The following is a 20,503-nucleotide window of genomic DNA, read 5'->3' as shown; positions in this document are numbered from 1 at the left end:
CACGGCGCACGCGAGGCGCGCCGTGCCGACCTCACCTCACCCTCACCCTCAGGCGCTGCCGAACAGGGCCAGCAGGTCGTTCTGGCTGACGTGCGGCTGCTTGGACTTGGTGTGCTTGCGGATGTAGCTGCCGTCGGGCTGCATGATCCATGCGGAGGCATTGTCGTGCAGATGTACTCGCAGGCTCTCCTTGATGACCCGCGCCTTCAGTACTTTGTCCAGTACCGGGAATGCCACCTCGACGCGACGGAACAGGTTGCGGTCCATCCAGTCCGCGCTGGACAGGTAGACCACCTCCGTGCCGCCGGCCAGGAAGTAATAGACCCGGTGATGCTCGAGGAAGCGCCCGACGATGGAGCGCACCGTGATGTGCTCCGACAGGCCCGGCACCCCTGGGCGCAGCGCGCACACTCCACGGATGATCAGGTCGATCTTCACGCCGGCGCGTGATGCCTTGTACAGCTCGTCGATGATGGATGGTTCCAGCAGCGCATTCATCTTGGCCATGATGCGCGCGGGCTTGCCGGCACGGGCGTTGCGGGCCTCCGCGCGGATATGCTCCACCAGATTGCTCTGCATGGTGAACGGCGACTGCCACAGGTGATTCAGGCGGATGGTGCCCGCGGTGCCCGTTAGCAGCTGGAACACGTGCTGGACGTCCTCGCAGATCTTCTCGTTGGCGGTGAGCAGGCCGAAATCGGTGTATAGCCGCGCGGTGCGCGGATGATAGTTCCCGGTGCCCAGGTGCGCATAGCGGCGCAGCTTGAACTGCTTGCTCTTGGCGCCTTCCAGTTCGCGGCGCACCATCAGCAGCATCTTGGCATGGCACTTGTGGCCAACCACGCCATAGACCACATGCGCGCCGGCGGATTCGAGCCGCTCGGCCCAGTTGATGTTGGTTTCCTCGTCAAAGCGCGCCAGCAGTTCCACCACTACAGTGACTTCCTTGCCATTGCGCGCCGCGGTCATCAGCGCCTCCATCACCGGCGACTCGTTGCCGGTGCGGTAGACGGTCTGCTTGATGGCTACCACGGCAGGGTCGACGGCGGCTTGCTGCAGCAGGTCGAGCACCGAGCTGAAGCTCTCGTAGGGATGGTGCAGCAGCACGTCCTGCTGGCGGATCGCGTCGAACATCGATGCGCCGGGCGCAAACACCTTGACCGGCGCCGGCACGTGCGGCGGGTATTTGAGGGCGGGGCGGTCGACCAGGTCGGGGATCTGCATCAGCCGCACCAGGTTGACCGGGCCGCTCACGCGGTACACGTCCTGCTCGCCCAGGCCGGATTCGAGCAGCAGGCGGCGCGCCATGGCCGGCGGGGTGTCGGCCGAGATTTCCAGGCGCACGGTGTCGCCGAAGTGGCGGGTCGGCAGCTCGCCTTGCAGTGCCTCGCGCAGGTCCGTGATATCGTCCTCCGACACGAACAGGTCAGAGTTGCGGGTGACGCGGAACTGATAGCAGCCGTTGACCTTGATAGCGGGGAACAGCTCATGCACGAAGGCTTGCATGAAGGACGACAGCAGCACAAATCCGTAGGGATAGCCCGAGAGTTCCTCGGGCATCCTGACTACGCGCGGCAGCGCGCGGGGTGCCTGCACGATGGCCAGGTCGGCCTCCCGGCCGAAGGCATCCTTGCCCGATAACTCAATGACGAAATTCAGGCTCTTGTTAAGCACCCGCGGGAAGGGGTGGGCCGGGTCCAGCGCGATCGGCGTCAGGACCGGGCCGAGCTCGCGCGTGAAGAAGCTGCGCGCCCATTCGCGCTGCGCCTCGTTCCAGGTGGAGGCGAGGTGAAAGAACACCCCTTCTTTTTCCAACAGGGGGAAAATCACGTTTTGCAGCATGTCATACTGCATGGCCACCAGCTTTTGCACGCGCTCCGTGACAATCTGGTATGCCTGCTGCAAGGAAAGGCCGTCGGGCGTGATGCCGGAAGGATTGTCACGCATCTGCTCCTTCAAGCCGGCCATGCGGATCTCGAAGAACTCGTCCAGATTACTTGAAACAATACAGATGAATTTCAGACGTTCGAGCAGCGGCACGCTGGCGTCAGCTGCCTGTGCCATGACTCTCGTATTGAATTCCAGAATGCCCATTTCGCGGTTGAGCAGCGTGCCGGGTGGGCTTGTCGACATAGGCATGACCTTCTTTTGGTAATGCGGCGACTTTTTCATAGAATCATGTCAAATTGATGACAATGTGATTTTGTCACGATGCAGACATGATAAAGACATATTTTCTAAGGTTGGGCGAACCTGACTGCCCGACACCGTTATTGACGCCGCGGCTTGCGGCTTTTACCCACATTCCCCTACCGCGATGAACCAAACCCCTCGCTTGCTGGCTGCCGTCGACATGGGCTCAAACAGCTTCCGCCTGATGATCGGGCGGGTGGATGAGAGCCTGACCGCATCCGGGCCGGCCAGCCAGCTATTCCAGGTCGATGCGCTGCGCGAGCCGGTGCGCCTGGCCGCGGGCCTGACGCCAGACAAGTACCTGGACCAGCCGGCCCGCCGGCGCGGCATCGACGCCCTGCGGCGTTTCGGCGACCGCCTGCGCGATTTCTCCCCTGACCAGGTGCGGGCGGTGGCGACCAATACGCTGCGGGTAGCCAAGAACGCGTCGGAATTCCTGATCGAGGCCGAGCACGCGCTCGGATTCCCGATTGAAGTGATTGCCGGGCGCGAAGAGGCGCGGTTGATCTACCTGGGCGCCTCGCACGATGCGCCGGCCTGTGCCGGCAACCGGCTGGTGGTCGATATCGGTGGCGGCTCGACCGAGTTCATCATCGGCAGCGGCTACACATCCAAGCTGATGGAGAGCCTCTACATCGGCTGCGTCTCGCACAGCCGCCAGTTCTTCCCCAGCGGCAACGTCGATGACTACGCGATGAAGCAAGCGGAACTGGCCGCGCGCAGGGAGATCCAGGTGCTCGTGCGCCAGTACCGGGCGGCCGGCTGGCAGCAGGCGGTGGGTTCGTCGGGTACGGCGCGCGCGCTGGCCGAACTGATCGAGCTCAACGGCATGAACGACAACCCGGCCGAGCACGGCATCACCCGCGAAGGCCTGGAGCGCCTCAAGCGCGCGCTGGTCAAGGCGGAGAACGCCAACCGGGTCAAGCTGGTGGGCCTGAAGGCGGACCGCATCCCCGTGCTGCCAGGTGGCCTGTCGATCATGCTCGGCGTGTTCGCCGAGCTCGACATCGATCGCATGGACGTCACCGACGGCGCGCTGCGCCTGGGTGTGCTGTACGACCTGCTGGGCCGCACGCACCACGAGGACATGCGCACCATCACCGTGGATCAGTTCATGCGCCGCTATGGCGTAGACCGCGCGCAAGCCCAACGCGTGCGCCAGGCCGCGCTGGGTTTGCTGGCGCAGTTTCCCGAGCCGCGCAATGAGCGCCGCGACGACAATCTGGCACTGCTGGGCTGGGCCGGCGGGCTGCATGAGATCGGCATGACCATCTCGCACAGCGGCTACCACAAGCACTCGGCGTACATCGCTACGCACGCCGATATGCCGGGCTTCTCGAAGACCGACCAGGCACGGCTGGCAACGCTGCTGCTCGGGCATGCCGGCAAGCTAGGCAAGCTTTCCGGCAGCGGCAAGTTCCTCGACTGGCGGATGCTCTTCAGCCTGCGCCTGGCGTTCGTGCTGTGCCGGCGCCGTGCCGACGAACCGCTGCCCGAGATCACCGTGGGCCAGCGTTCGGATGCGCTGGACGAAGGTTTCGAGGTGCGCTTGCCCAAGGCCTGGATCGAGGCCAACCCGCTGGTCGAATACAGCCTGGCGCAAGAAGCCGATGAGTGGGAGCGCATCGGCAAGCGCTACAAGGTGGTGTACGCCTAAGCAGAGCGCGGGGGCGGCCAGATGGCGGCCCCCGTTTCGATCGGCGGGCGTGAACCAATGCAGGCGGCGAGCGCCCGCACAGGCTCAGGCGTCGCGGTTCAAGCCAAGGAAGTGGCGCGCATAGCGGGGGTTCATGTCGTTTACGCGCAGCAGCGTGAGGAAGTCCGCCACGTTGAAGTCGGGATCCCACGCCGGCATGCCGCAAATTCGCGCGCCTAGCCGCAGGTAACCCTTGATCAGCGCCGGCGGCTCTACGTCCAGCGTCTGATTGAGCTCGTCGATCGGCAGAGGCAGGCGCGGGAACGCGTGATATTCGATCGGCGCCAGGGCGCGCTCGGCGAAGACCCGGTACAGGCTGGCCGCATAGTGGCCGCCATCGCTCATCGGCACGCTCGCGCATCCGAGCATCGACTCGATGCCCCAGCGCTGCAGGTACTCGCCCAGGCCACCCCACAGCGCCATGATCACGCTGCCCGAGCGGTAGTCGCGGTGCACGCACGAGCGGCCCAGTTCCACCATCTTGGGCTTCAGGTGAGCCAGGCGCACCAAGTCGAATTCCGACTCGGCATAGAGGCAGCCAATACGCTTGGCCTGGTGGGGCGCCATAACGCGGTAGGTGCCGACCACCTTGAGCGTGGCCGTATCGCGCACGATCAGGTGGTCGCAGTAGGCGTCGAACATATCCACGTCGAGTTCAGGCCTCGACGGGTTCAGCCTGGCGCCCATTTCTTCGGCGAAGACCTTGTAGCGCAGGCGCTGCGCTTCTTCTACTTCATCCTGGTGGCGCGCCCACGCCACGCTGAAAGCAGGCTGGTCATGCGCTTGTTCATGTGCTTGTGCAGGTTGCTGGCGATGAAGACGCCTCCGCGCCGAATGGCCTGACAGGCCACTGGGCAGGGAATCGAACAACGGCTGGGTGGGCGTCGGGAGCTCTCGCATCAGTATGTCCTTTCGGTGACGAAACTGTTGCGGTCGAATGTAGAGAGGGCAGGTGACAGTGCCGTGAAGCGGTCGTGACGGTTCAGTGACGGCGGCCCGGAAAGCCGGGCCGCGCCGTTGCGGGGTGCCCAAAAATGCTAGAGAAATTCCGGATTGATGACTGCGCGCAACACGACCTGCGATTCACTTTCGCGCGTGCGCCCCGACAGCCACCAGATGCCGCTCTTGCGCACGCTCCAGTTCATTTCCGAGCCCGCCAGCAGCAGGCTGGCAAGTTGGCCAAGCCAAGGCTGGTGCCCGACCAGCACGGTGTGCTCGGCGCCTTGAGGCCAATCGATCGCGGCCAGCACCGCGCTGACATCGGCGCCCGGGGCAAGCTCGGGCAACACCTCTGCGTTCTCGCGCAGGGCGGCGGCGGTTTCGCGCGTACGCAGGGCCGGGCTGCAGACCACCCGCGTACCGGGAGGCAGATGGCTGCGCAGCCATGCGGCGGAGGCATCCGCCTGCTTATGTCCGCGTTTGGTCAGGGGGCGTTGCAGGTCGGCATTGCGGGAAAAGCCAAGCGCGCCAGACAACTCCTCGGCTTCGGCATGACGCCACAGGATCAGGTTCATGAGAGCGGTGTGCTCAAGCTAAAGGGGAAAAGGGGAAAGGGAAAACGGGAAATGGATGTTTCGAGTATGGCCACGCGCGCAGGTGCGTGCAAGACGGGCAAACACCGGGCGGGAACGCAGCATGGCACTGCCAAATGACACGCACGTGGCGAGCCATACATGGCGGAAGCTGCCGCAGCCTGGGGTGAAGCGATAGGGGGGGGGCAATGGCCGACAAGCCACCGGCATCGACCAGCGCTCCAGGCCTGAGGCATCAGGATGGAATAGCCATCATGATTGTTTCAGTGGAGCCGCTAATGCGCGATGCGTGCAGGTGGCTATGGCCAGATGTCTCCCAGGGCGGGACCGCCGCGATGCGGTGCCCTGGAATGCGGTCTAGCGCAACGCTCGCCGGGGGCGAGTGTGGAAGAAGATCAGACTTTGTGGCGGAAGTTGATGCGGCCCTTGGTCAGATCGTAGGGCGACATTTCCAGCGTCACGCGGTCACCAGCCAGAATGCGGATGCGGTGCTTCTGCATCTTGCCCGAGGCATAGGCCCAGATTTCCACGCCGTTTTCCAGCGTCACGCGGTAACGATTGTCCGGCAGGGCTTCCGAGACAACACCGCCAAATTCGATAAGTTCTTCCTTAGCCAATCTTCTTCCTTTACGGCAGCCTTGGGCTGCATGAATTTAGGTAAATCCGGTGAGGCGAGCGCTGGCATGCCTGCATGCTCGCGAGGTCCGGGTGCCAGCAGTGACAAGCGCCGGCTTGCTTGGTTGCGCCTTGAAGTTGCGGGAGGCAAGCTGACCCGGACCGGCACGGCAAAAAAGCGCGTGCAAAAAAGTCCACGTTAGGGAATCGCCGGGGGGCGCGTCAGTGCCCGGCAGATTGCCTTGCCGGTTGCGGTCGCAAGCTAATGCGGCCGTGCTACCGTGATAGGCGCGGGGGCAATGAAGCGGGCAAGATGTTCCCGGTGGCTTGCCGAACTGCGCTGGATACTGCGCTGCAGTGTGATGGCTGCATTCCTCGGCAAGGGCGCCCGGTTACAGGGCATGCTGCATAAACCCCGGGCTAACGCGCGATTATATCATGGGTGTGCAGTCCAGGCGTGGCGCGCGCATGGCCGCCTTACCCGGATATGGCCGCGAAAACAAGAGAAAAAGCCCGCCGCCGGGTGGGTTGCGGGCTTAAAAGTGGTGCGGGCGGTTCGCAGACCCGCCCGCTGCCAGTGTCTGTGTTTCAAGCGCGCAGGGGATCCCATATTCATGGCATTGCCATTGGGTGCTGCGGTGCAGTGAGGTGGGTGCCCGGCGCAGCGGCCGGCACTGGCCCGGACAAAATCAGGCGACAAAAAAAGGCTTAGACCTTGCGGTCTAAGCCTTTGATCTTATTGCTAAATACTGGTCGGGGCGACATGATTCGAACATGCGACCCTCTGATCCCAAATCAGATGCGCTACCAGGCTGCGCTACGCCCCGAAGCCGTGGATTGTAGCTCGGCGGCGGGGCCGGGGTCAAATTTTACTTTTGCACCGGCCAAGCGAGGCGCCGGCAGATGTGGGGGTCGCCGCAGGATTTGATGGATAAAAGGTTCGCTTGACTTGGTCGCAAGCGCTGACATAATCCGCACACCGCAGCGGCCAGGCCCCGCGCCCGGTCAGGCGCACAGGCAATCCGTGCCGCTAGCGGGACTGGCGCCGAACATGAGAATAAGAGTGCCCTCGCCACGATCGCGAGGCCCAGCCCCTGTCCGCCGGGGCGCATGAAGACGGTCAGAAGCTTAAAAAGAAAGAATGGCGAAAACCTCGGGTCCGCGCGGGTCCCGGGGCGCATGGTGGCGTGACGGAACGCTGCCTGCCAAGTTGGACGGGGAAATCATGTTTCAGTCGCAGGTTAGTGTGCTGGTCGCGGGCCTATTCGGGTTGCAGATGGCGGTGGTGTTCGCAGTCTTGCAGCGCACACCCGGCATGGGCCGCGCCGGTTTGAATTCTTGGGTGACCGGCGCGTTGCTGGTCACCGCAGCCACCGTCTTGCTCGCTGCGCAGGACTATCTGCCGGAATGGCTTACGCTCAATCTGGTGGATCTGGTCATGACGGCGGCTTTGTCCTTGATGGTCTATGGCACGCGCCGCTTTTTCGGCAAGCGCGGGGGTGCGGCTGCGCTCTGCTTGCTGAACCTTGCCGTGCTGGCCAACGCCGCGTACTTCGATTGGGCGGGCGTGTCGCCGGCGGAGCCGGCGCTCGTCTTTATCCTGGCCAATACCTATCTTCCGCTGTTGTTGCTGCGCGTGGTGGCGCCGCAAGTGCGCGCCAGGCGCGGCACCGGCCGCCTGGCGGCGCTGTCGCTCGGGCTGATCGCGCTCGCTTGCGCGGTCATGGGCCTCTATCAAGCCATCGACCTCAAGCTGCTCCCCGCTGGCCTGGCCTGGCTGGCAAAGCGCCCGCCCCGGGAAACCTTTGCCGTCCTGCACGCCTTTGGCATTGTCAGCCTGGCCGTGAGCTTCGCGCTGCTTGCCCACGATAGCCTGCGCCGACGTCTGGAGCACCGCGCCAGCTATGACGACCTGACCGACGTCCTGTCGCGCGGCCCTTACTGGGAGGCGCTGGAAGAGGCCTGCAAGCAAGCGGACCGCCAGCAACGCCCGCTGACCGTGGCGTTCATCGACCTGGATCATTTCAAGGCCATCAATGATCTCTATGGCCATCTGGCCGGCGACAGCGTGCTGCGCCACTTCAGCGGCTTGCTGCGCAAGTCGGTGCGCGCGGACGATTTCGTCGGCCGGCTGGGTGGGGAGGAGTTTGGCATCGTGATGCCCGGCACCGCGCTGGACCAGGGCCGGGCGATCAGCCTGCGCCTGAGTGCGCTTGTGCGCACCACGCCGTGCCCTTCCGAGCCGGATGCGATTTCCTACACGGTAAGCATCGGCATGGCGGAGCGGCTGCCGGGGGAGGGGGCGGATACGCTCATGCGCCGCGCCGACAATGCCCTCTACGATGCCAAAACCATGGGGCGCAACTGTGTGTCCACGCAACCCATTGACCGGCTTGCCGGCATGGCCACGACGCCGCGAATGCGGGTTTCGCAGGCATCCTGAGCCGGGCTGTGTCGGGCCGCATGCCGACACGGTAGGATCGGCCGCGGGGCTGAGGTAGAATACCGGGCTTCGCATGCTAAGCCGTTCAGCAGCATGCGAAGCCCTCTGCATTTCAGTAGTTCCTCCTGTCCGCCCTTAGCTCAGTTGGATAGAGCACTCGCCTTCTAAGCGAGCGGTCACACGTTCGAATCGTGTAGGGCGGACCATTTTCTCCCGCATTCCTCAGCATTCCCCCAGCATTCTCCATCGCCCAGAGGCGCCATCGCATCGCGAACTCAGGCGATGGGCTGCCGATGGCCGCCAGTCCGGTCTAAGATTTCGGGGATGTCGTGGTTTTTTCTGGCACGGCGCCTTTCCCGAGGCTAGTCCCATGGCGAAGTTCAACACAGGTGCAGGCAGGAAGCTCCGTTACTGGCTGGCCGGCGGCGCGTGCCTGCTGATGCTGGCCGCCATTGCCCGCCATGCCTTGTTCCTGGCGGTCGAGGAGGACGCGTTCGAGCCCAAGCCGGCCGATGCGGCCGACGCGATGACGCCGGACCGCCTGGGGGTCGCGTCGCGCCAGTTCGCGTTTGCCAGCGGCGCGCGCATGCTGCGCGCCTCTTGCGTCCTGGCTCAGGGCGGTGACGCGCCCGCCGTGCTGATCTACCACGGCGACGAGGAAAACTTGTCGGACTGGGCCAGCGCGCAGGCGTTGCTCTACCACAATGGGATCTCGTCCTGCGTATTCGACTACAGCGGCTATGGCGCCAGCGGCGGCAAGCCCGGCGTGGTCAACCTGCATGAGGACGGCCTGGCCGCGTATGGCCAGTTCCTCGCCATGACGCCGCGTGCCAGCCGGCGCTATGTGATGGGCTTTTCGCTGGGTTCCGGGGTGCTGCTGGACGTGATCCCCGCCTTGCGCCCGGCGCCCGCTGGCCTGGTGATTGCCGCCGGCTTCACGTCCGCACGCGAGGCGGCGGTGGTGACCGGGCGGGTGCCGGCGTGGGTGGCAAGGCTGCTTCCGGAACCGTGGGACAACGAGGACCAATTGCGAAATTCAATGCTGCCGCTGCTGCTTGTGCACAGCCGCGCGGACGAAGTGATTCCCTTTGCATATGCCGAGCGGCTGGAGCGCGCCGCCGGTGGCCCCAGCCGGCTGGTGGCGCTGTCGGCGCTGCCGCACGATGCGGCGATCCAGCCGGAGCGCCAGGACGCGTTCTGGGCGCCTATCGTCACCTATCTGCGCTCGGGCTGCCTGGGCGGGCAGGTCGCCAAATAGGCCGCGCACGCTGTGCCGCCGGGCGGGCACGAAAAAGGGGCGTCGGCCAAAGCCGCACGCCCCTTTTTCGCGATGGCCGCCGTGAGAGGCGGCCGCGCCGGGATTACGCTTCTTCGGGCAGGCTCGCACCCACGGTGTTGAAGCCGGCGTCCACGTAGGTGATCTCGCCGGTCACGCCGCTGGACAGGTCCGACAGCAGGAAGGCGGCCACGTTGCCGACCTCGTCGATGGTCACATTGCGGCGCAGCGGCGCTGCCTCCTCGATGTGGCCCAGCAGCTTGCCGAAGCCCTTGATACCGGATGCGGCCAGGGTCTTGATCGGGCCGGCGGAAATGCCGTTGGCACGAATGCCGCGCGGGCCCACCGAAGCGGCCAGGTAGCGCACGCTGGCTTCCAGTGATGCCTTGGCCAGGCCCATGGTGTTGTAGTTCGGGACCACGCGCTCCGCGCCAAGGTAGGTCAGCGTCAGCAGCGAGGCCTTGTCAGACAGCATGGGCAAGGCGGCCTTGGCCAGCGCGGGGAAGCTGTAGGCGGAGATGTCGTGCGCCATGCGGAAGGACTCGCGCGAGAGGCCTTCCAGGAAGTCGCCGGCGATGGCTTCGCGCGGCGCGAAGCCGATCGAGTGCACCAGGCCATCGAGCTTGTCCCAGCTTTGGCCAAGCGCGGCGAAGGTGGCGGCGATCTGTTCGTCGCTGCCAACGTCGCATTCGAATACCAGGCTGCTGCCAAATTCCTTGGCGAAGTCGTTGATGCGGTCCTTGAAGCGCTCGCCGACATAGGTGAAGGCGAGCTCGGCGCCTTCGCGCTTGCAGGCCGTCGCGATGCCGTAGGCGATCGAGCGATTGGACAGCAAGCCGGTGATCAGGATTCGCTTACCTGCGAGAAATCCCATAACTTCTCCAATGATGTTCGAGGTGGACGGGCACGTTTCGTGCAATGGCGTCCGGGTTGCGGCGCGCACCGCGCGGCGGCTGCTTTTCAGCAGGCTGACGACCGGCAAAACAGCGGTGCCGCGTACTGGAATGTCCGGATGGCTGGATGCCAGCCGAACCCATGTAAAATTGTCTCATAACTTGACCGCGCCGCCGAAGGCTGCGGACGATCCGATTCAGGTGGAGGACCCAAACCGGATGCATATTCGCGCACGTAGACCGCTTCAGGCGGCATGGCAGCGCTTCCGCACATTTGCGGCGCTGGGCTGTGGATTAGTAGCCCTGTGTACCGCGGGTTTTCCCTTGTCAGCCGGAGCCGCCCATGGCTTCGCACAGTATGGCGGCCTCAAGTATCCCGCCGATTTCACCCATTTCGACTACGCTAACCCGGACGCGCCGCGCGGCGGCACGCTGACGCTTGCCAACCCGGACCGCCGCACCAGCTTCGACAAGTTCAACCCGTTCACGCTCAAGGGTACCTCCGCCCCGGGTGTGAACGCGCTGATGTTCGAGTCGCTGTTGATTGCCAGCAGCGATGAAACCGCCAGCGCCTATGGCTTGCTGGCGGATGACGTGACCGTGGCGCCGGACGAACTGTCCGTTACCTTCCACATCCGGCCGCAGGCGCGTTTCAGCAACGGCGATCCGGTGCTGGCCGGCGACGTCAAGTACTCCTACGACATGCTGATGAGCAAGGCATCCAGCCCTGGCTACCGCAGCATGTGCACCGACGTGAAGGCCGTCACGGTGGTGGATTCGCGCACGGTACGGTTCGATTTCAGGCAGCGCAACATCGAGCTGCCGCTGATCGTTGGCTCCTTGCCGGTGTTCTCCAAGAAGTGGACCGCCACGGTGCCGTTTGACAAGCTGACCTTCGAGGATCCAGTGGCCAGCGGGCCTTACCTGATCGAGCGCTACGATGCCGGGCGCGGCATCACCTTCAAGCGCGATCCGTCGTACTGGGGCAAGGACCTGGCGGTGCGCCGCGGCACTTTCAACTTCGACCGGGTGGTCTATCGCCTGTACAAGGACGAGACCGCCAAGCTCGAAGCCTTCAAGGCTGGCGAGTTCGATGCCATCGTCGAGTACAAGGCCAAGAGCTGGGCCAAGAGCTACGAGGGCAAGCGCTTTTCCAATGGCGAACTGCTCAAGACCGATTTTCCGCACCGCAACGGAGCCGGCATGCAAGGCTTCGTCATGAACATGCGCAAGCCGATGTTCCAGGATGTGCGGGTGCGGCAGGCCCTGATCCTGGCGCTGGATTTCGAGTGGCTCAATCGCCAGCTGTTCTATGGCGCGTATCGCCGCCTCGATAGCTGGTTTTCCAACAGCGAGCTGGCCGCCAGCGCCACGTTCGACGGCCGGCCCGGCCCCGGCGAGCTGGAACTGCTCGAGCCGCTGCGCGCGCAGCTGGCGCCCGAGGTGTTTGGCCCCATCGTGTCGATGCCCACCACCAATCCGCCGCGTTCGCTGCGCGACAACCTGCGCGATGCGCGCCGGCTGCTGGCACAGGCCGGCTGGACCTACGCGGATGGTGCGCTGCGCAATGCCAAGGGCGAGCCTTTTGTCTTCGAGTTCCTGGACGACGGCGGGGCCATGAGCCGCGTCATCACCACCTACGTGCGCAACCTGGAAAAGCTGGGGATCGAGGTGAACCAGCGCACCACCGATTTCGCGTTGTACCAGAAGCGGCTGGAAGACTTCGACTTCGACATGGTGTCGATCCGTTTCCCTGATTCGCAGAGCCCGGGCAACGAGTTGCGCGACCGCTTCAACAGCGAGGCGGCCGGCACGCCTGGCTCCGACAATCTGTTTGGCCTGAAATCGCCGGCGATCGACCGCTTGGTGGACAATGTCCTGCACGCCCATACTCGCGAAGAACTGATCAATGCCGGGCGTGCGCTGGACCGCGTGCTGATGCACGGCTACTACATCGTGCCCAACTGGTATAGCGCGTCGCATCGGGTGGCATACCGGAAAGAGCTGGTCTATCCGCAGCGCCTGCCGTACTACTACACGGCGGAGGGCTGGGTCCTGAGCAACTGGTGGCGTGCCGACACCAAGCCGGCCGCACAATAAGCGCGACAAGGAAACAAGATGCTCGCCTATCTGCTCAAGCGCGTACTGTTGATGATCCCGACCCTGCTCGGCGTCATCACGCTGACCTTCGCGGTGATCCAGTTCGTTCCGGGAGGGCCGGTCGAACAAATGATGCTGGAACTCAAGGGGCGGGGTGGCGGTGGCGGGGAGGCCAGCGGCGGCGGCGCGGAGTATCGCGGCCGGCGCGGCGTGGACCCCGACAAGATCAAGGAGATCCAGGCCCTGTATGGCTTCGACAAACCGCCGCTGGAGCGCTATTTCATGATGCTCAAGCGCTTCGCCCAGTTTGACCTGGGGCAGAGCTATTTCCAGCACCGTAGCGTGTGGGAGCTGGTGAAGTCGAAGATGCCGGTCTCGGTCAGCCTGGGGCTATGGACCTTTTTCCTGACCTACCTGATATCGGTGCCGCTCGGCATATCCAAGGCGATCCGGGCGGGCAGCCGCTTCGATGTCGTGACCAGCATGGTGGTGCTGGTGGGCTATGCCATTCCAGGCTTCGTGCTGGGCGTGTTGCTGCTGGTGCTGTTCGGAGGCGGTACCTTTGTGCAGTGGTTCCCCTTGCGCGGCCTCACATCGGATAACTGGGACCAGCTCACGCTGATGGGCAAGGTGATGGATTACCTGTGGCACCTCGTGCTGCCGATCACCGCCTCGGTGGTGGGCAGCTTCGCGGTCGTCACCATGCTGACCAAGAACGCGTTCCTGGAAGAGATCCGCAAGCAGTACGTCCTGACCGCCCGCGCCAAGGGGCTGGCGGAGCGGCGCGTGCTCTGGAAGCACGTCTTCCGTAACGCGCTGATTCCGCTCGTGACCGGTTTCCCGGCAGCCTTCATCGGCGCTTTCTTCACCGGCTCCCTGCTGATCGAAACCCTGTTTTCGCTCGACGGGCTTGGCCTGCTGTCCTACGAGGCGGTGCTGCGGCGGGATTATCCTGTTGTGCTGGGCACGCTCTACCTGTTCACCCTGATCGGCCTGGTGACGCGGCTGATCTCCGACGTTTGCTATGTGATGGTCGACCCGCGCATCCACTTCGAGGCGGTGCACCGATGAAATTCAGCTCGCGCACGCTCCCCAACGGGCTGCCGCATTCCCTGTCACCGCGCCAGCGCGCCTGGCAGCGCTTTCGCCGCAATCGCCTGGGCTACTGGAGCCTGATTCTCTTCGTCGCCATTTTCCTGCTGAGCATGGTTGCCGAGACCTTGTCCAGCGATCGGCCGCTGGTAGTGAAGTACAAGGGCGAGTGGTATTTCCCCATCGTCAAGACCTACGCCGAGAGCACCTTCGACGGGGACTTTCCCACCAAGGCTGACTATCTCGATCCGTTTATCCGCGACCGCATCACCAGCAACGGCAATTTCGCCATTTTCCCGCCCAACCGGTACTCATACGACTCGATCAACTATTTCTCCAAGGAGCCGAACCCGGCGCCGCCTTCTGCGGAGAACTGGCTGGGTACCGATGACCGCGGGCGCGATGTGCTGGCGCGGCTGCTCTATGGGTTCCGCGTCTCGGTGCTGTTCAGCCTGGCGCTGACGTTGATCGGCGTGGTGATCGGCACCTTGACGGGCGCGCTGATGGGTTTCTTCGGCGGGCGCTTCGACCTGATCTCGCAGCGCGCCATCGAGATCTGGAGCTCGATGCCCGAGCTCTACTTGCTGATCATCTTCGCGTCCATCTTCACGCCGAGCCTGGCGCTGCTGATTATCCTGCTTTCGCTGTTCGGCTGGATGGGTTTGTCCGACTACGTGCGCGCCGAGTTCTATCGCAACCGCTCGCTCGACTACGTCAAGGCGGCGCGGGCGCTGGGACTGTCCAATGTACAGATCATGTGGCGCCATATCCTGCCCAACAGCCTGACACCGGTCATCACCTTCCTGCCATTTCGCATGAGTGCGGCCATCCTGGCCCTGACCAGCCTCGACTTCCTCGGCCTCGGCGTGCCACCCACCACGCCAAGCCTGGGCGAGCTGCTGGCGCAAGGCAAGGCCAACCTCGATGCCTGGTGGATTTCCTTGTCGACCTTTGCCGTACTAGTGGTGACGCTGCTGCTGCTGACGTTCATGGGCGACGCGCTGCGCGACGCCTTCGATACGCGCCTGGGCCTGGCCCAGCTGCGCGGCCGTGTTGAGCCGAAGGCGCCAGAGGGTTCTCCCGCGGCCGAGGCGGTGTCATGAGCGCAATGCAACAAGCCGCACAGGCCACACGGGCCACGCAAGCCAGCGCCAACGACCCAACGCAACCCGCGCAGGCCAAGGGGGATGCCGGCGGCCCGCTGATGTGCATCGACAGCCTGTCAGTCACCTTCGGTCATGGCGAGGATGCCACCCGGGCGGTGCGCGATGTCAGCTTCGACCTGCGCGCCGGCGAGCGCTTTGCGCTGGTGGGCGAGTCAGGCTCGGGCAAGACTGTCACGGCGCTGGCGATGCTGCGCCTGGTGGACGATGCGCGCTACCAGGGCTCGGTGCGCTTCGAGGGGCGCGACCTGCTCAAGGTGTCGGAGCGCGAGATGCGCGGCATCCGCGGCGCCGACATCGCCATGATCTTCCAGGAGCCGATGACCGCGCTCAATCCGCTCTACACCATTGGCAACCAGATTGTGGAGACGCTGGCGCTGCATGAGGGCCTGGACCGGCGCGCGGCGCGCGAGCGTGCCATCGCGCTGCTCGAGCGCACGGGCATCAGCGACGCGGCGCACCGTTTCGACAGCTTTCCCCACCAGCTTTCGGGTGGCCAGCGCCAGCGCGCCATGATTGCCATGGCGCTTGCCTGCCGGCCCAAGCTGCTGCTGGCCGACGAGCCCACCACGGCGTTGGACGTCACCATCCGGGTCCAGATCCTGGAGTTGCTGCGCGACCTGCAGGCGGAGTTCGGTATGGCCGTGATGCTGATCACGCACGACCTCAACCTGGTGCGGGCCTTCGCCCAGCGAGTGGGGGTGATGGAGAAGGGCGTGCTGGTCGAGGTTGGCGAGACTGCCGCGATCTTCGCAGCGCCCCAGCATCCTTACACCCGCAAGCTGATCGACAGCCGTCCGCGGCGCGAGGTGCTTCCGCTTGTGCCGCTAGCCCCCGTGTTGCTGGAGGCGCGCGGCTTGTGCGTGAACTATGCGCGCAAGCGCCGCGGCCTGGCCGGATGGTTTGGCCGCGACCAGTTTGCCGCCGTCAAGGACGTGAATTTCGCGCTGCGCGAGGGCGAGACCATCGGCATCGTGGGCGAGTCGGGCTCAGGCAAGACCACGTTGGCCCATGCGGTGCTGAACCTGCAGCGCCGCGGCGCCGGGGATATCCAGTTCCTGGGCAAGAGCCTGGACGAGGTCTCCCGGCGCGAGCGCAGCGCCTTGCGCTCGCGCTTGCAGGTGGTGTTCCAGGATCCGTTCGGCTCGTTGTCGCCGCGCATGACCATTGAGCAGATCGTGGGGGAGGGCCTGGCCCTGCACCAGCCTGGCTTGTCGCGCGATGCCATGCGCCAGCGCGTCACCGAGGCGCTGCGAGAGGTAGGCATGGACCGCACTGCCCTGGGGCGGTATCCGCACGAGTTTTCCGGCGGCCAGCGCCAGCGCGTTGCCATCGCGCGCGTGCTGATCCTCAAGCCGCAGGTGCTGGTGCTCGACGAACCCACCTCGGCGCTCGACGTGTCCATCCAGCAGCAGGTGCTGGCGCTCCTGACGCAATTGCAGCGCAAGTACAACCTGAGCTATCTCTTCATCAGTCACGATCTCGCGGTGATCCGCGCCATGGCGCACCGCGTCATCGTGATGAAGTCCGGCGAGGTGGTCGAAGCAGGGGATACCGAGGCCGTCCTGGGTGCTCCGCAGCACGCATATACCCGCAAGCTCATGATCGCGGCCGAAATTGGTGCGAGCGACCCGACGCCGCCACAACTTGGTGCAGCTGAACTCAGGGTGTCACCCGATTGACCTGCGGTTGACATAATCAAACCGAGAAAGCATCTGCGACTTTCGTCGTATAGCCTTGATTGCAAAGCGTTTTATTTGAATTTTGTAACGAACTTTGACATGTGGATGACAACCTTATACCATCCGGCGAGAACTATTTTCGGGGGTGGTTCGCGCGTCGCTTATGCGTGTGGCGAGTGGTTTGCATCACTTGGTCCGCTTTTTGCGTGCGAGTCATCCCATTGATTTCAAGCCCGCCCGGTGTGTTTTCCCGGGGGCGGTCAAGAACGATTCATCAGGAGAACCAATGCAGCGAATGCTTCATTCCCTGGCGCGCGGCGCCGTAGGAATTGCCATTGCCTGCGGTGCCACTCTATCGAATGGAGTGCTGGCTGATACGGTGTTCAAGGATCCCGACGCCCGCATCGATGCACGTACCGAACTGAGTGCGGACCCGCATCCGGAAGGCAAGCGCGGCTTGCTCTCTTCGGTCATGAATTCCACCAGCCATGTGGCCAGCAAGGCCGGCGACCTGGTCATGAATGCCCTCGGGCTGATTGGCGTGCGCTACCGCTTCGGTGGCAACAGCCCCGAATCGGGCCTGGACTGCAGCGGCTTCGTTCGCTACGTGTTCAATGACACCTTTGGCTTTGTGCTGCCGCGCCGCTCGGTCGAGATGAGCCAGGTCGGCACCACCGTGGCATCCAACGACCTGCGCCCCGGCGACCTGGTGTTCTTCAACACCATGCGCCACACCTTCTCGCATGTTGGCATCTATATTGGCGACAACAAGTTCGTCCACGCGCCGTCCACCGGCAGCAAGATCCGCGTCGACGACATGCGTGCCTCGTATTGGGTGACGCGCTATAACGGCGCGCGCCGTATCGATGACGCGCCGCAGGACAGCGGCAGTGCCAACAACCTTGGCAATATGGTCGAGACCCTGAAGCGTTTCGATCCGAATGCAGTCAATCGCCCGCTCTACGGCGGCTGATCGGCGCGCGGACGCGGTCCGCGCCAGTCAAGGAAAAAGGACTGCCACGCAGTCCTTTTTTCGTTTGTGCTGCCTGCCGCTTACTGCGCGGCTACTGTGCCGGCGGGCCGCAGCCGTGCCTGGGCGAGCTTGTCGCGCAGGCTCGCCATCACGGCGGCGGCGGCTTGCTCGCCGGCCAGGATGGCGCGGTTGCGCGAGTTGAAGTCGCTGCCGCTCATGTCCGGCAGGTCGGGGCGGATCACAATGTCGGCTCGCGCCAGCGCCATCTTGCTGATCGACTGCCCCATGATGGCGGTGGTCTGTAGCAATACGCCGCTCTGGCCATTGCTTTTCTGGCTGGAAGGCTCGGCGGAGATATTCACGGCAATCACGAAGTCCGCGCCCATGGTACGCGCGGAGTCCACCGGCACGGGCTCGACCAGGCCACCGTCCACATAGTCGTGTCCCTGGATCGAGACTGGCTGGAACACCCCCGGCACGCTACTCGACGCACGCACCGCCTGGCCCGTATTGCCGCGCCGGAACAGGATGCCCTGGCCGGTCTTGAGATCGGTGGCGACGATGCCCAGCGGCAGTTTCATGGACTCGATGGAGCGATTGGCGATCAGCTTGTTCACATAGTTCTGCAGCGCCTCGCCCTTGAGCCAGCCGCCGAAACGGGTGCCAAAGGGCAGGGCCCAGTCGGCGATGGCGGCTTCGTCCATCGTCAGCGCCAGCTTGTTGAGCTGGAAGCCGCTCATGCCCGAAGCGTAGAGCGCTGCGACCACCGCGCCCGCGCTGGTGCCGGTGACGAGGTCCGGGTGGATGCCTTGCGCCTCCAGCGCCTTGATCACGCCGATATGGGCAAAGCCGCGCGCGGCGCCGCCGCCAAGCGCGAGGCCGATCCTGATGGGGCGAGGTGGCACCACGGGCACCAGGGACGGCACGACCGGTGTTTCCGGTGTGGCGGTGAGGGTGCCCGGCCTGGGGCCAAAGGAGCAGGCGGCCAGCAGTGCTGCCGCGCCGGCGCCAAGGAAATTGCGTCGTTGCATGGATAACCGAGGGAAGAGAAGTGGCGCATTAGGCATAGCTAGCGCCGCGACGGCAGGAATGTGCCGTCCGCGCTGGCCACGCGTCCCGCGCGACAGCATTCAGACCGGGCAGAGCATAAATGATTCCGCGCGGCCGGGCATCCCGGCGCCGGATGGGGCGGGATGCCGCGCCCTGCTTGCTATAATGCGGCGATCCTACACTCCGGCCTGCGCGCATTCGTGCGCGGGCTTTTTTGTTTCATTCCTCTATGACACAACAACGCGTCCGCACCCGCTTCGCGCCGAGCCCGACCGGCTTCATTCACCTCGGCAATATCCGCTCCGCGCTCTACCCCTGGGCCTTTGCGCGCCGCATGAAGGGCGATTTCATCCTGCGCATCGAGGACACGGACGTCGAGCGTTCTTCGCAGGAATCGGTGGACGTGATCCTGGAAGGCATGGCCTGGCTCGATCTCGATATCGACGAAGGCCCGTTCTACCAGATGGAGCGCATGGACCGCTATCGCGAGGTGGTCAAGCAGATGCTGGACAGCGAGCTGGCCTATCCTTGCTACATGAGCACCGAAGAGCTGGACGCGCTGCGCGACGCGCAGCGCGAGCGCGGCGAGAAGCCGCGTTACAACGGGTTCTGGCGTCCCGAGCCGGGCAAGGTCCTGCCGGCGCCGCCGGCCGGCGTGCAGCCGGTGATCCGCTTCAAGAACCCGATTGGCGGCAGCGTGGTCTGGGACGATGCGGTCAAGGGCCGGATCGAAATCTCCAACGACGAGCTGGACGACCTGGTGATCGCGCGCCCGGACGGCACGCCGACCTATAACTTCTGCGTGGTGATCGACGATCTCGACATGCGCATCACCCACGTGATCCGCGGCGACGACCACGTCAACAACACCCCGCGCCAGATCAACATTATCCGCGCACTGGGTGGCGTTGCCCCCGTGTACGCGCACTTGCCGACCGTGCTCAACGAGCAGGGCGAGAAGATGAGCAAGCGCCATGGCGCCATGCCCGTGACCGGCTACCGCGACGAAGGCTATCTGCCCGAGGCCGTCCTAAACTATCTGGCCCGCCTGGGCTGGGCACATGGCGACGCCGAGATCTTTTCGCGCGAGCAGTTCGTGGAATGGTTCGACCTGGAGCACCTGGGCAAGTCGCCGGCGCAGTACAACCCGGAAAAGCTGGCCTGGCTGAACAACCACTACATCAAGGTAGGCGACAATGCGCGCCTGGCCGGGTTGACCCAGCCGTTCATCGAGGCGCTGGGTGGCAAGGTGGAGGGCGCAAGCCTGGAGGGTGTCATCGGGCTGGTGAAGGACCGTGCCAATACCCTGAAGGACGTGGCTCAGGCCGCGCTGCTGTTCTACCGCGGCGAGCCGCAGCCGGATCCGGCGCTCAAGGCAGAACACCTCAACGCCGACATCCTGCCGGCACTGCAGGCCCTGGCCACGCGGCTGGCGGCACTCACCGAGTGGAAGCGCGAGGAGATCAGCGCGGCCTTCAAAGCGGTGCTGGCCGAGTTCGGCCTGAAGATGCCCAAGCTGGCCATGCCGGTCCGCCTGCTGGTGGCGGGGCAGTTGCAGACGCCTGCCATCGATGCCGTGCTGGAGTTGTTTGGGCGCGATACGGTGCTGCGCCGCATCCAGGCCGGGCTCGCCTGAAATAATTTGCAGAAATTCCTGACAGGGGCTTGCGCTACTGCCAGGAATTCAGCATAATCTTGTTCTCCCTGCAGCGCGGACAAAAACCAAGCGGGCATAACGGATGGAAGCGATAAGAAGTAATCCCGCAGTAATGTGGATCGCAGAAAAAAGTTAAAA

At 64.3% G+C, this 20,503-nt stretch carries 15 protein-coding genes and 2 tRNA genes; 10 read left to right on the top strand and 7 right to left on the bottom strand.

The features are described 5' to 3' along the window. Positions 1-48 precede the first annotated feature (48 nt). On the bottom strand, positions 49-2,172 hold the full coding sequence (gene ppk1 / locus AC07XB_RS11010) for a polyphosphate kinase 1 (RefSeq protein WP_492809156.1): 2,124 nt from the start codon (positions 2,170-2,172) through the stop codon (positions 49-51). A gap of 145 nt (positions 2,173-2,317) precedes the next feature. Between ppk1 and ppx the strand changes: the two genes are divergently transcribed. Then, positions 2,318-3,850 carry an exopolyphosphatase gene (ppx, locus tag AC07XB_RS11005; protein ID WP_043347570.1) on the top strand — a complete coding sequence of 511 codons (1,533 nt, stop codon included), beginning with the start codon at positions 2,318-2,320 and terminating at the stop codon, positions 3,848-3,850. 84 nt (positions 3,851-3,934) lie between these two features. Here ppx and AC07XB_RS11000 read toward each other — a convergent pair whose 3' ends face one another. The 4 genes from AC07XB_RS11000 to AC07XB_RS10985 form a co-directional block, all read right to left on the bottom strand. Then, the gene (locus AC07XB_RS11000; RefSeq protein WP_082054896.1) at positions 3,935-4,789 is read right to left on the bottom strand and encodes a GNAT family N-acetyltransferase; all 855 of its coding nucleotides are present in this window, start codon (positions 4,787-4,789) and stop codon (positions 3,935-3,937) included. Between the two features lie 137 nt (positions 4,790-4,926). After that, on the bottom strand, positions 4,927-5,403 hold the full coding sequence (locus AC07XB_RS10995) for a SixA phosphatase family protein (protein WP_150983323.1): 477 nt from the start codon (positions 5,401-5,403) through the stop codon (positions 4,927-4,929). Positions 5,404-5,816: 413 nt separating this feature from the next. Further along, positions 5,817-6,038 carry a translation initiation factor IF-1 gene (infA, locus tag AC07XB_RS10990; RefSeq protein ID WP_006157708.1) on the bottom strand — a complete coding sequence of 74 codons (222 nt, stop codon included), beginning with the start codon at positions 6,036-6,038 and terminating at the stop codon, positions 5,817-5,819. Between the two features lie 748 nt (positions 6,039-6,786). Further along, positions 6,787-6,863: transfer RNA gene (locus tag AC07XB_RS10985), tRNA-Pro, on the bottom strand. A 398-nt stretch (positions 6,864-7,261) separates the two neighbouring features. Here AC07XB_RS10985 and AC07XB_RS10980 point away from each other — a divergent pair. The 3 genes from AC07XB_RS10980 to AC07XB_RS10970 all read left to right on the top strand — a co-directional run bounded on the left by AC07XB_RS10980 (position 7,262) and on the right by AC07XB_RS10970 (position 9,737). Continuing rightward, a complete protein-coding gene (locus AC07XB_RS10980) occupies positions 7,262-8,479 on the top strand; it encodes a GGDEF domain-containing protein (protein ID WP_492373890.1) in 1,218 nt (405 codons plus the stop codon). Between the two features lie 129 nt (positions 8,480-8,608). After that, positions 8,609-8,685: transfer RNA gene (locus AC07XB_RS10975), tRNA-Arg, on the top strand. A gap of 164 nt (positions 8,686-8,849) precedes the next feature. Next, entirely contained in the window at positions 8,850-9,737 is an 888-nt protein-coding gene (locus AC07XB_RS10970; RefSeq protein ID WP_492829197.1) for an alpha/beta hydrolase, read from the top strand. 103 nt (positions 9,738-9,840) lie between these two features. Here the strand turns inward: AC07XB_RS10970 and fabI are convergent, their stop codons facing one another. Continuing rightward, positions 9,841-10,629, bottom strand: a complete 789-nt coding sequence (gene fabI, locus AC07XB_RS10965) for an enoyl-ACP reductase FabI (RefSeq protein WP_492373888.1) — start codon at positions 10,627-10,629, stop codon at positions 9,841-9,843. A gap of 238 nt (positions 10,630-10,867) precedes the next feature. Between fabI and AC07XB_RS10960 the strand changes: the two genes are divergently transcribed. From AC07XB_RS10960 to AC07XB_RS10940, 5 genes are all read left to right on the top strand, one after another. Continuing rightward, a complete protein-coding gene (locus AC07XB_RS10960; protein ID WP_492373887.1) occupies positions 10,868-12,748 on the top strand; it encodes an extracellular solute-binding protein in 1,881 nt (626 codons plus the stop codon). Positions 12,749-12,766: 18 nt separating this feature from the next. Beyond that, entirely contained in the window at positions 12,767-13,819 is a 1,053-nt protein-coding gene (locus AC07XB_RS10955) for a microcin C ABC transporter permease YejB (RefSeq protein ID WP_150983328.1), read from the top strand. Beyond that, positions 13,816-14,943 (top strand): ABC transporter permease, encoded by a 1,128-nt coding sequence (locus AC07XB_RS10950; RefSeq protein WP_150983329.1) that lies wholly within the window; start codon positions 13,816-13,818, stop codon positions 14,941-14,943. Before AC07XB_RS10955 ends, AC07XB_RS10950 begins: the two co-directional genes overlap by 4 nt. Positions 14,944-15,044: 101 nt before the next feature. After that, positions 15,045-16,685, top strand: a complete 1,641-nt coding sequence (locus AC07XB_RS10945; RefSeq protein ID WP_492373906.1) for an ABC transporter ATP-binding protein — start codon at positions 15,045-15,047, stop codon at positions 16,683-16,685. A 286-nt stretch (positions 16,686-16,971) separates the two neighbouring features. Then, positions 16,972-17,658, top strand: coding sequence for a C40 family peptidase (locus AC07XB_RS10940; RefSeq protein ID WP_150983330.1), 687 nt, complete (start codon positions 16,972-16,974; stop codon positions 17,656-17,658). 80 nt (positions 17,659-17,738) lie between these two features. Here the strand turns inward: AC07XB_RS10940 and AC07XB_RS10935 are convergent, their stop codons facing one another. Beyond that, on the bottom strand, positions 17,739-18,689 hold the full coding sequence (locus tag AC07XB_RS10935) for a patatin-like phospholipase family protein (protein ID WP_492373886.1): 951 nt from the start codon (positions 18,687-18,689) through the stop codon (positions 17,739-17,741). A gap of 248 nt (positions 18,690-18,937) precedes the next feature. Here AC07XB_RS10935 and gltX point away from each other — a divergent pair, with 248 nt between their 5' ends. Beyond that, the gene (gene gltX, locus AC07XB_RS10930) at positions 18,938-20,344 is read left to right on the top strand and encodes a glutamate--tRNA ligase (RefSeq protein WP_492809158.1); all 1,407 of its coding nucleotides are present in this window, start codon (positions 18,938-18,940) and stop codon (positions 20,342-20,344) included. Positions 20,345-20,503 lie beyond the last annotated feature (159 nt).

This window comes from Cupriavidus sp. GW821-FHT02F09 (assembly GCF_059421605.1).
Note: the sequence above shows the minus strand (reverse complement) of the source record. Positions and strands in the feature narration are given on the sequence as shown.

What these genes read in the sequence shown, in the direction of transcription:
- AC07XB_RS10960 (WP_492373887.1), top strand. Translation starts at nt 10,868, where the DNA reads ATGCATATTCGCGCACGTAGACCGCTTCAGGCGGCATGGCAGCGCTTC.
- AC07XB_RS10955 (WP_150983328.1), top strand. Translation starts at nt 12,767, where the DNA reads ATGCTCGCCTATCTGCTCAAGCGCGTACTGTTGATGATCCCGACCCTG.
- ppk1 (WP_492809156.1), bottom strand. Translation starts at nt 2,172, where the DNA reads ATGAAAAAGTCGCCGCATTACCAAAAGAAGGTCATGCCTATGTCGACA.
- AC07XB_RS10950 (WP_150983329.1), top strand. Translation starts at nt 13,816, where the DNA reads ATGAAATTCAGCTCGCGCACGCTCCCCAACGGGCTGCCGCATTCCCTG.
- fabI (WP_492373888.1), bottom strand. Translation starts at nt 10,629, where the DNA reads ATGGGATTTCTCGCAGGTAAGCGAATCCTGATCACCGGCTTGCTGTCC.
- AC07XB_RS11000 (WP_082054896.1), bottom strand. Translation starts at nt 4,789, where the DNA reads ATGCGAGAGCTCCCGACGCCCACCCAGCCGTTGTTCGATTCCCTGCCC.
- AC07XB_RS10935 (WP_492373886.1), bottom strand. Translation starts at nt 18,689, where the DNA reads ATGCAACGACGCAATTTCCTTGGCGCCGGCGCGGCAGCACTGCTGGCC.
- AC07XB_RS10980 (WP_492373890.1), top strand. Translation starts at nt 7,262, where the DNA reads ATGTTTCAGTCGCAGGTTAGTGTGCTGGTCGCGGGCCTATTCGGGTTG.
- AC07XB_RS10945 (WP_492373906.1), top strand. Translation starts at nt 15,045, where the DNA reads ATGTGCATCGACAGCCTGTCAGTCACCTTCGGTCATGGCGAGGATGCC.
- gltX (WP_492809158.1), top strand. Translation starts at nt 18,938, where the DNA reads ATGACACAACAACGCGTCCGCACCCGCTTCGCGCCGAGCCCGACCGGC.
- AC07XB_RS10940 (WP_150983330.1), top strand. Translation starts at nt 16,972, where the DNA reads ATGCAGCGAATGCTTCATTCCCTGGCGCGCGGCGCCGTAGGAATTGCC.
- ppx (WP_043347570.1), top strand. Translation starts at nt 2,318, where the DNA reads ATGAACCAAACCCCTCGCTTGCTGGCTGCCGTCGACATGGGCTCAAAC.
- AC07XB_RS10970 (WP_492829197.1), top strand. Translation starts at nt 8,850, where the DNA reads ATGGCGAAGTTCAACACAGGTGCAGGCAGGAAGCTCCGTTACTGGCTG.
- AC07XB_RS10995 (WP_150983323.1), bottom strand. Translation starts at nt 5,403, where the DNA reads ATGAACCTGATCCTGTGGCGTCATGCCGAAGCCGAGGAGTTGTCTGGC.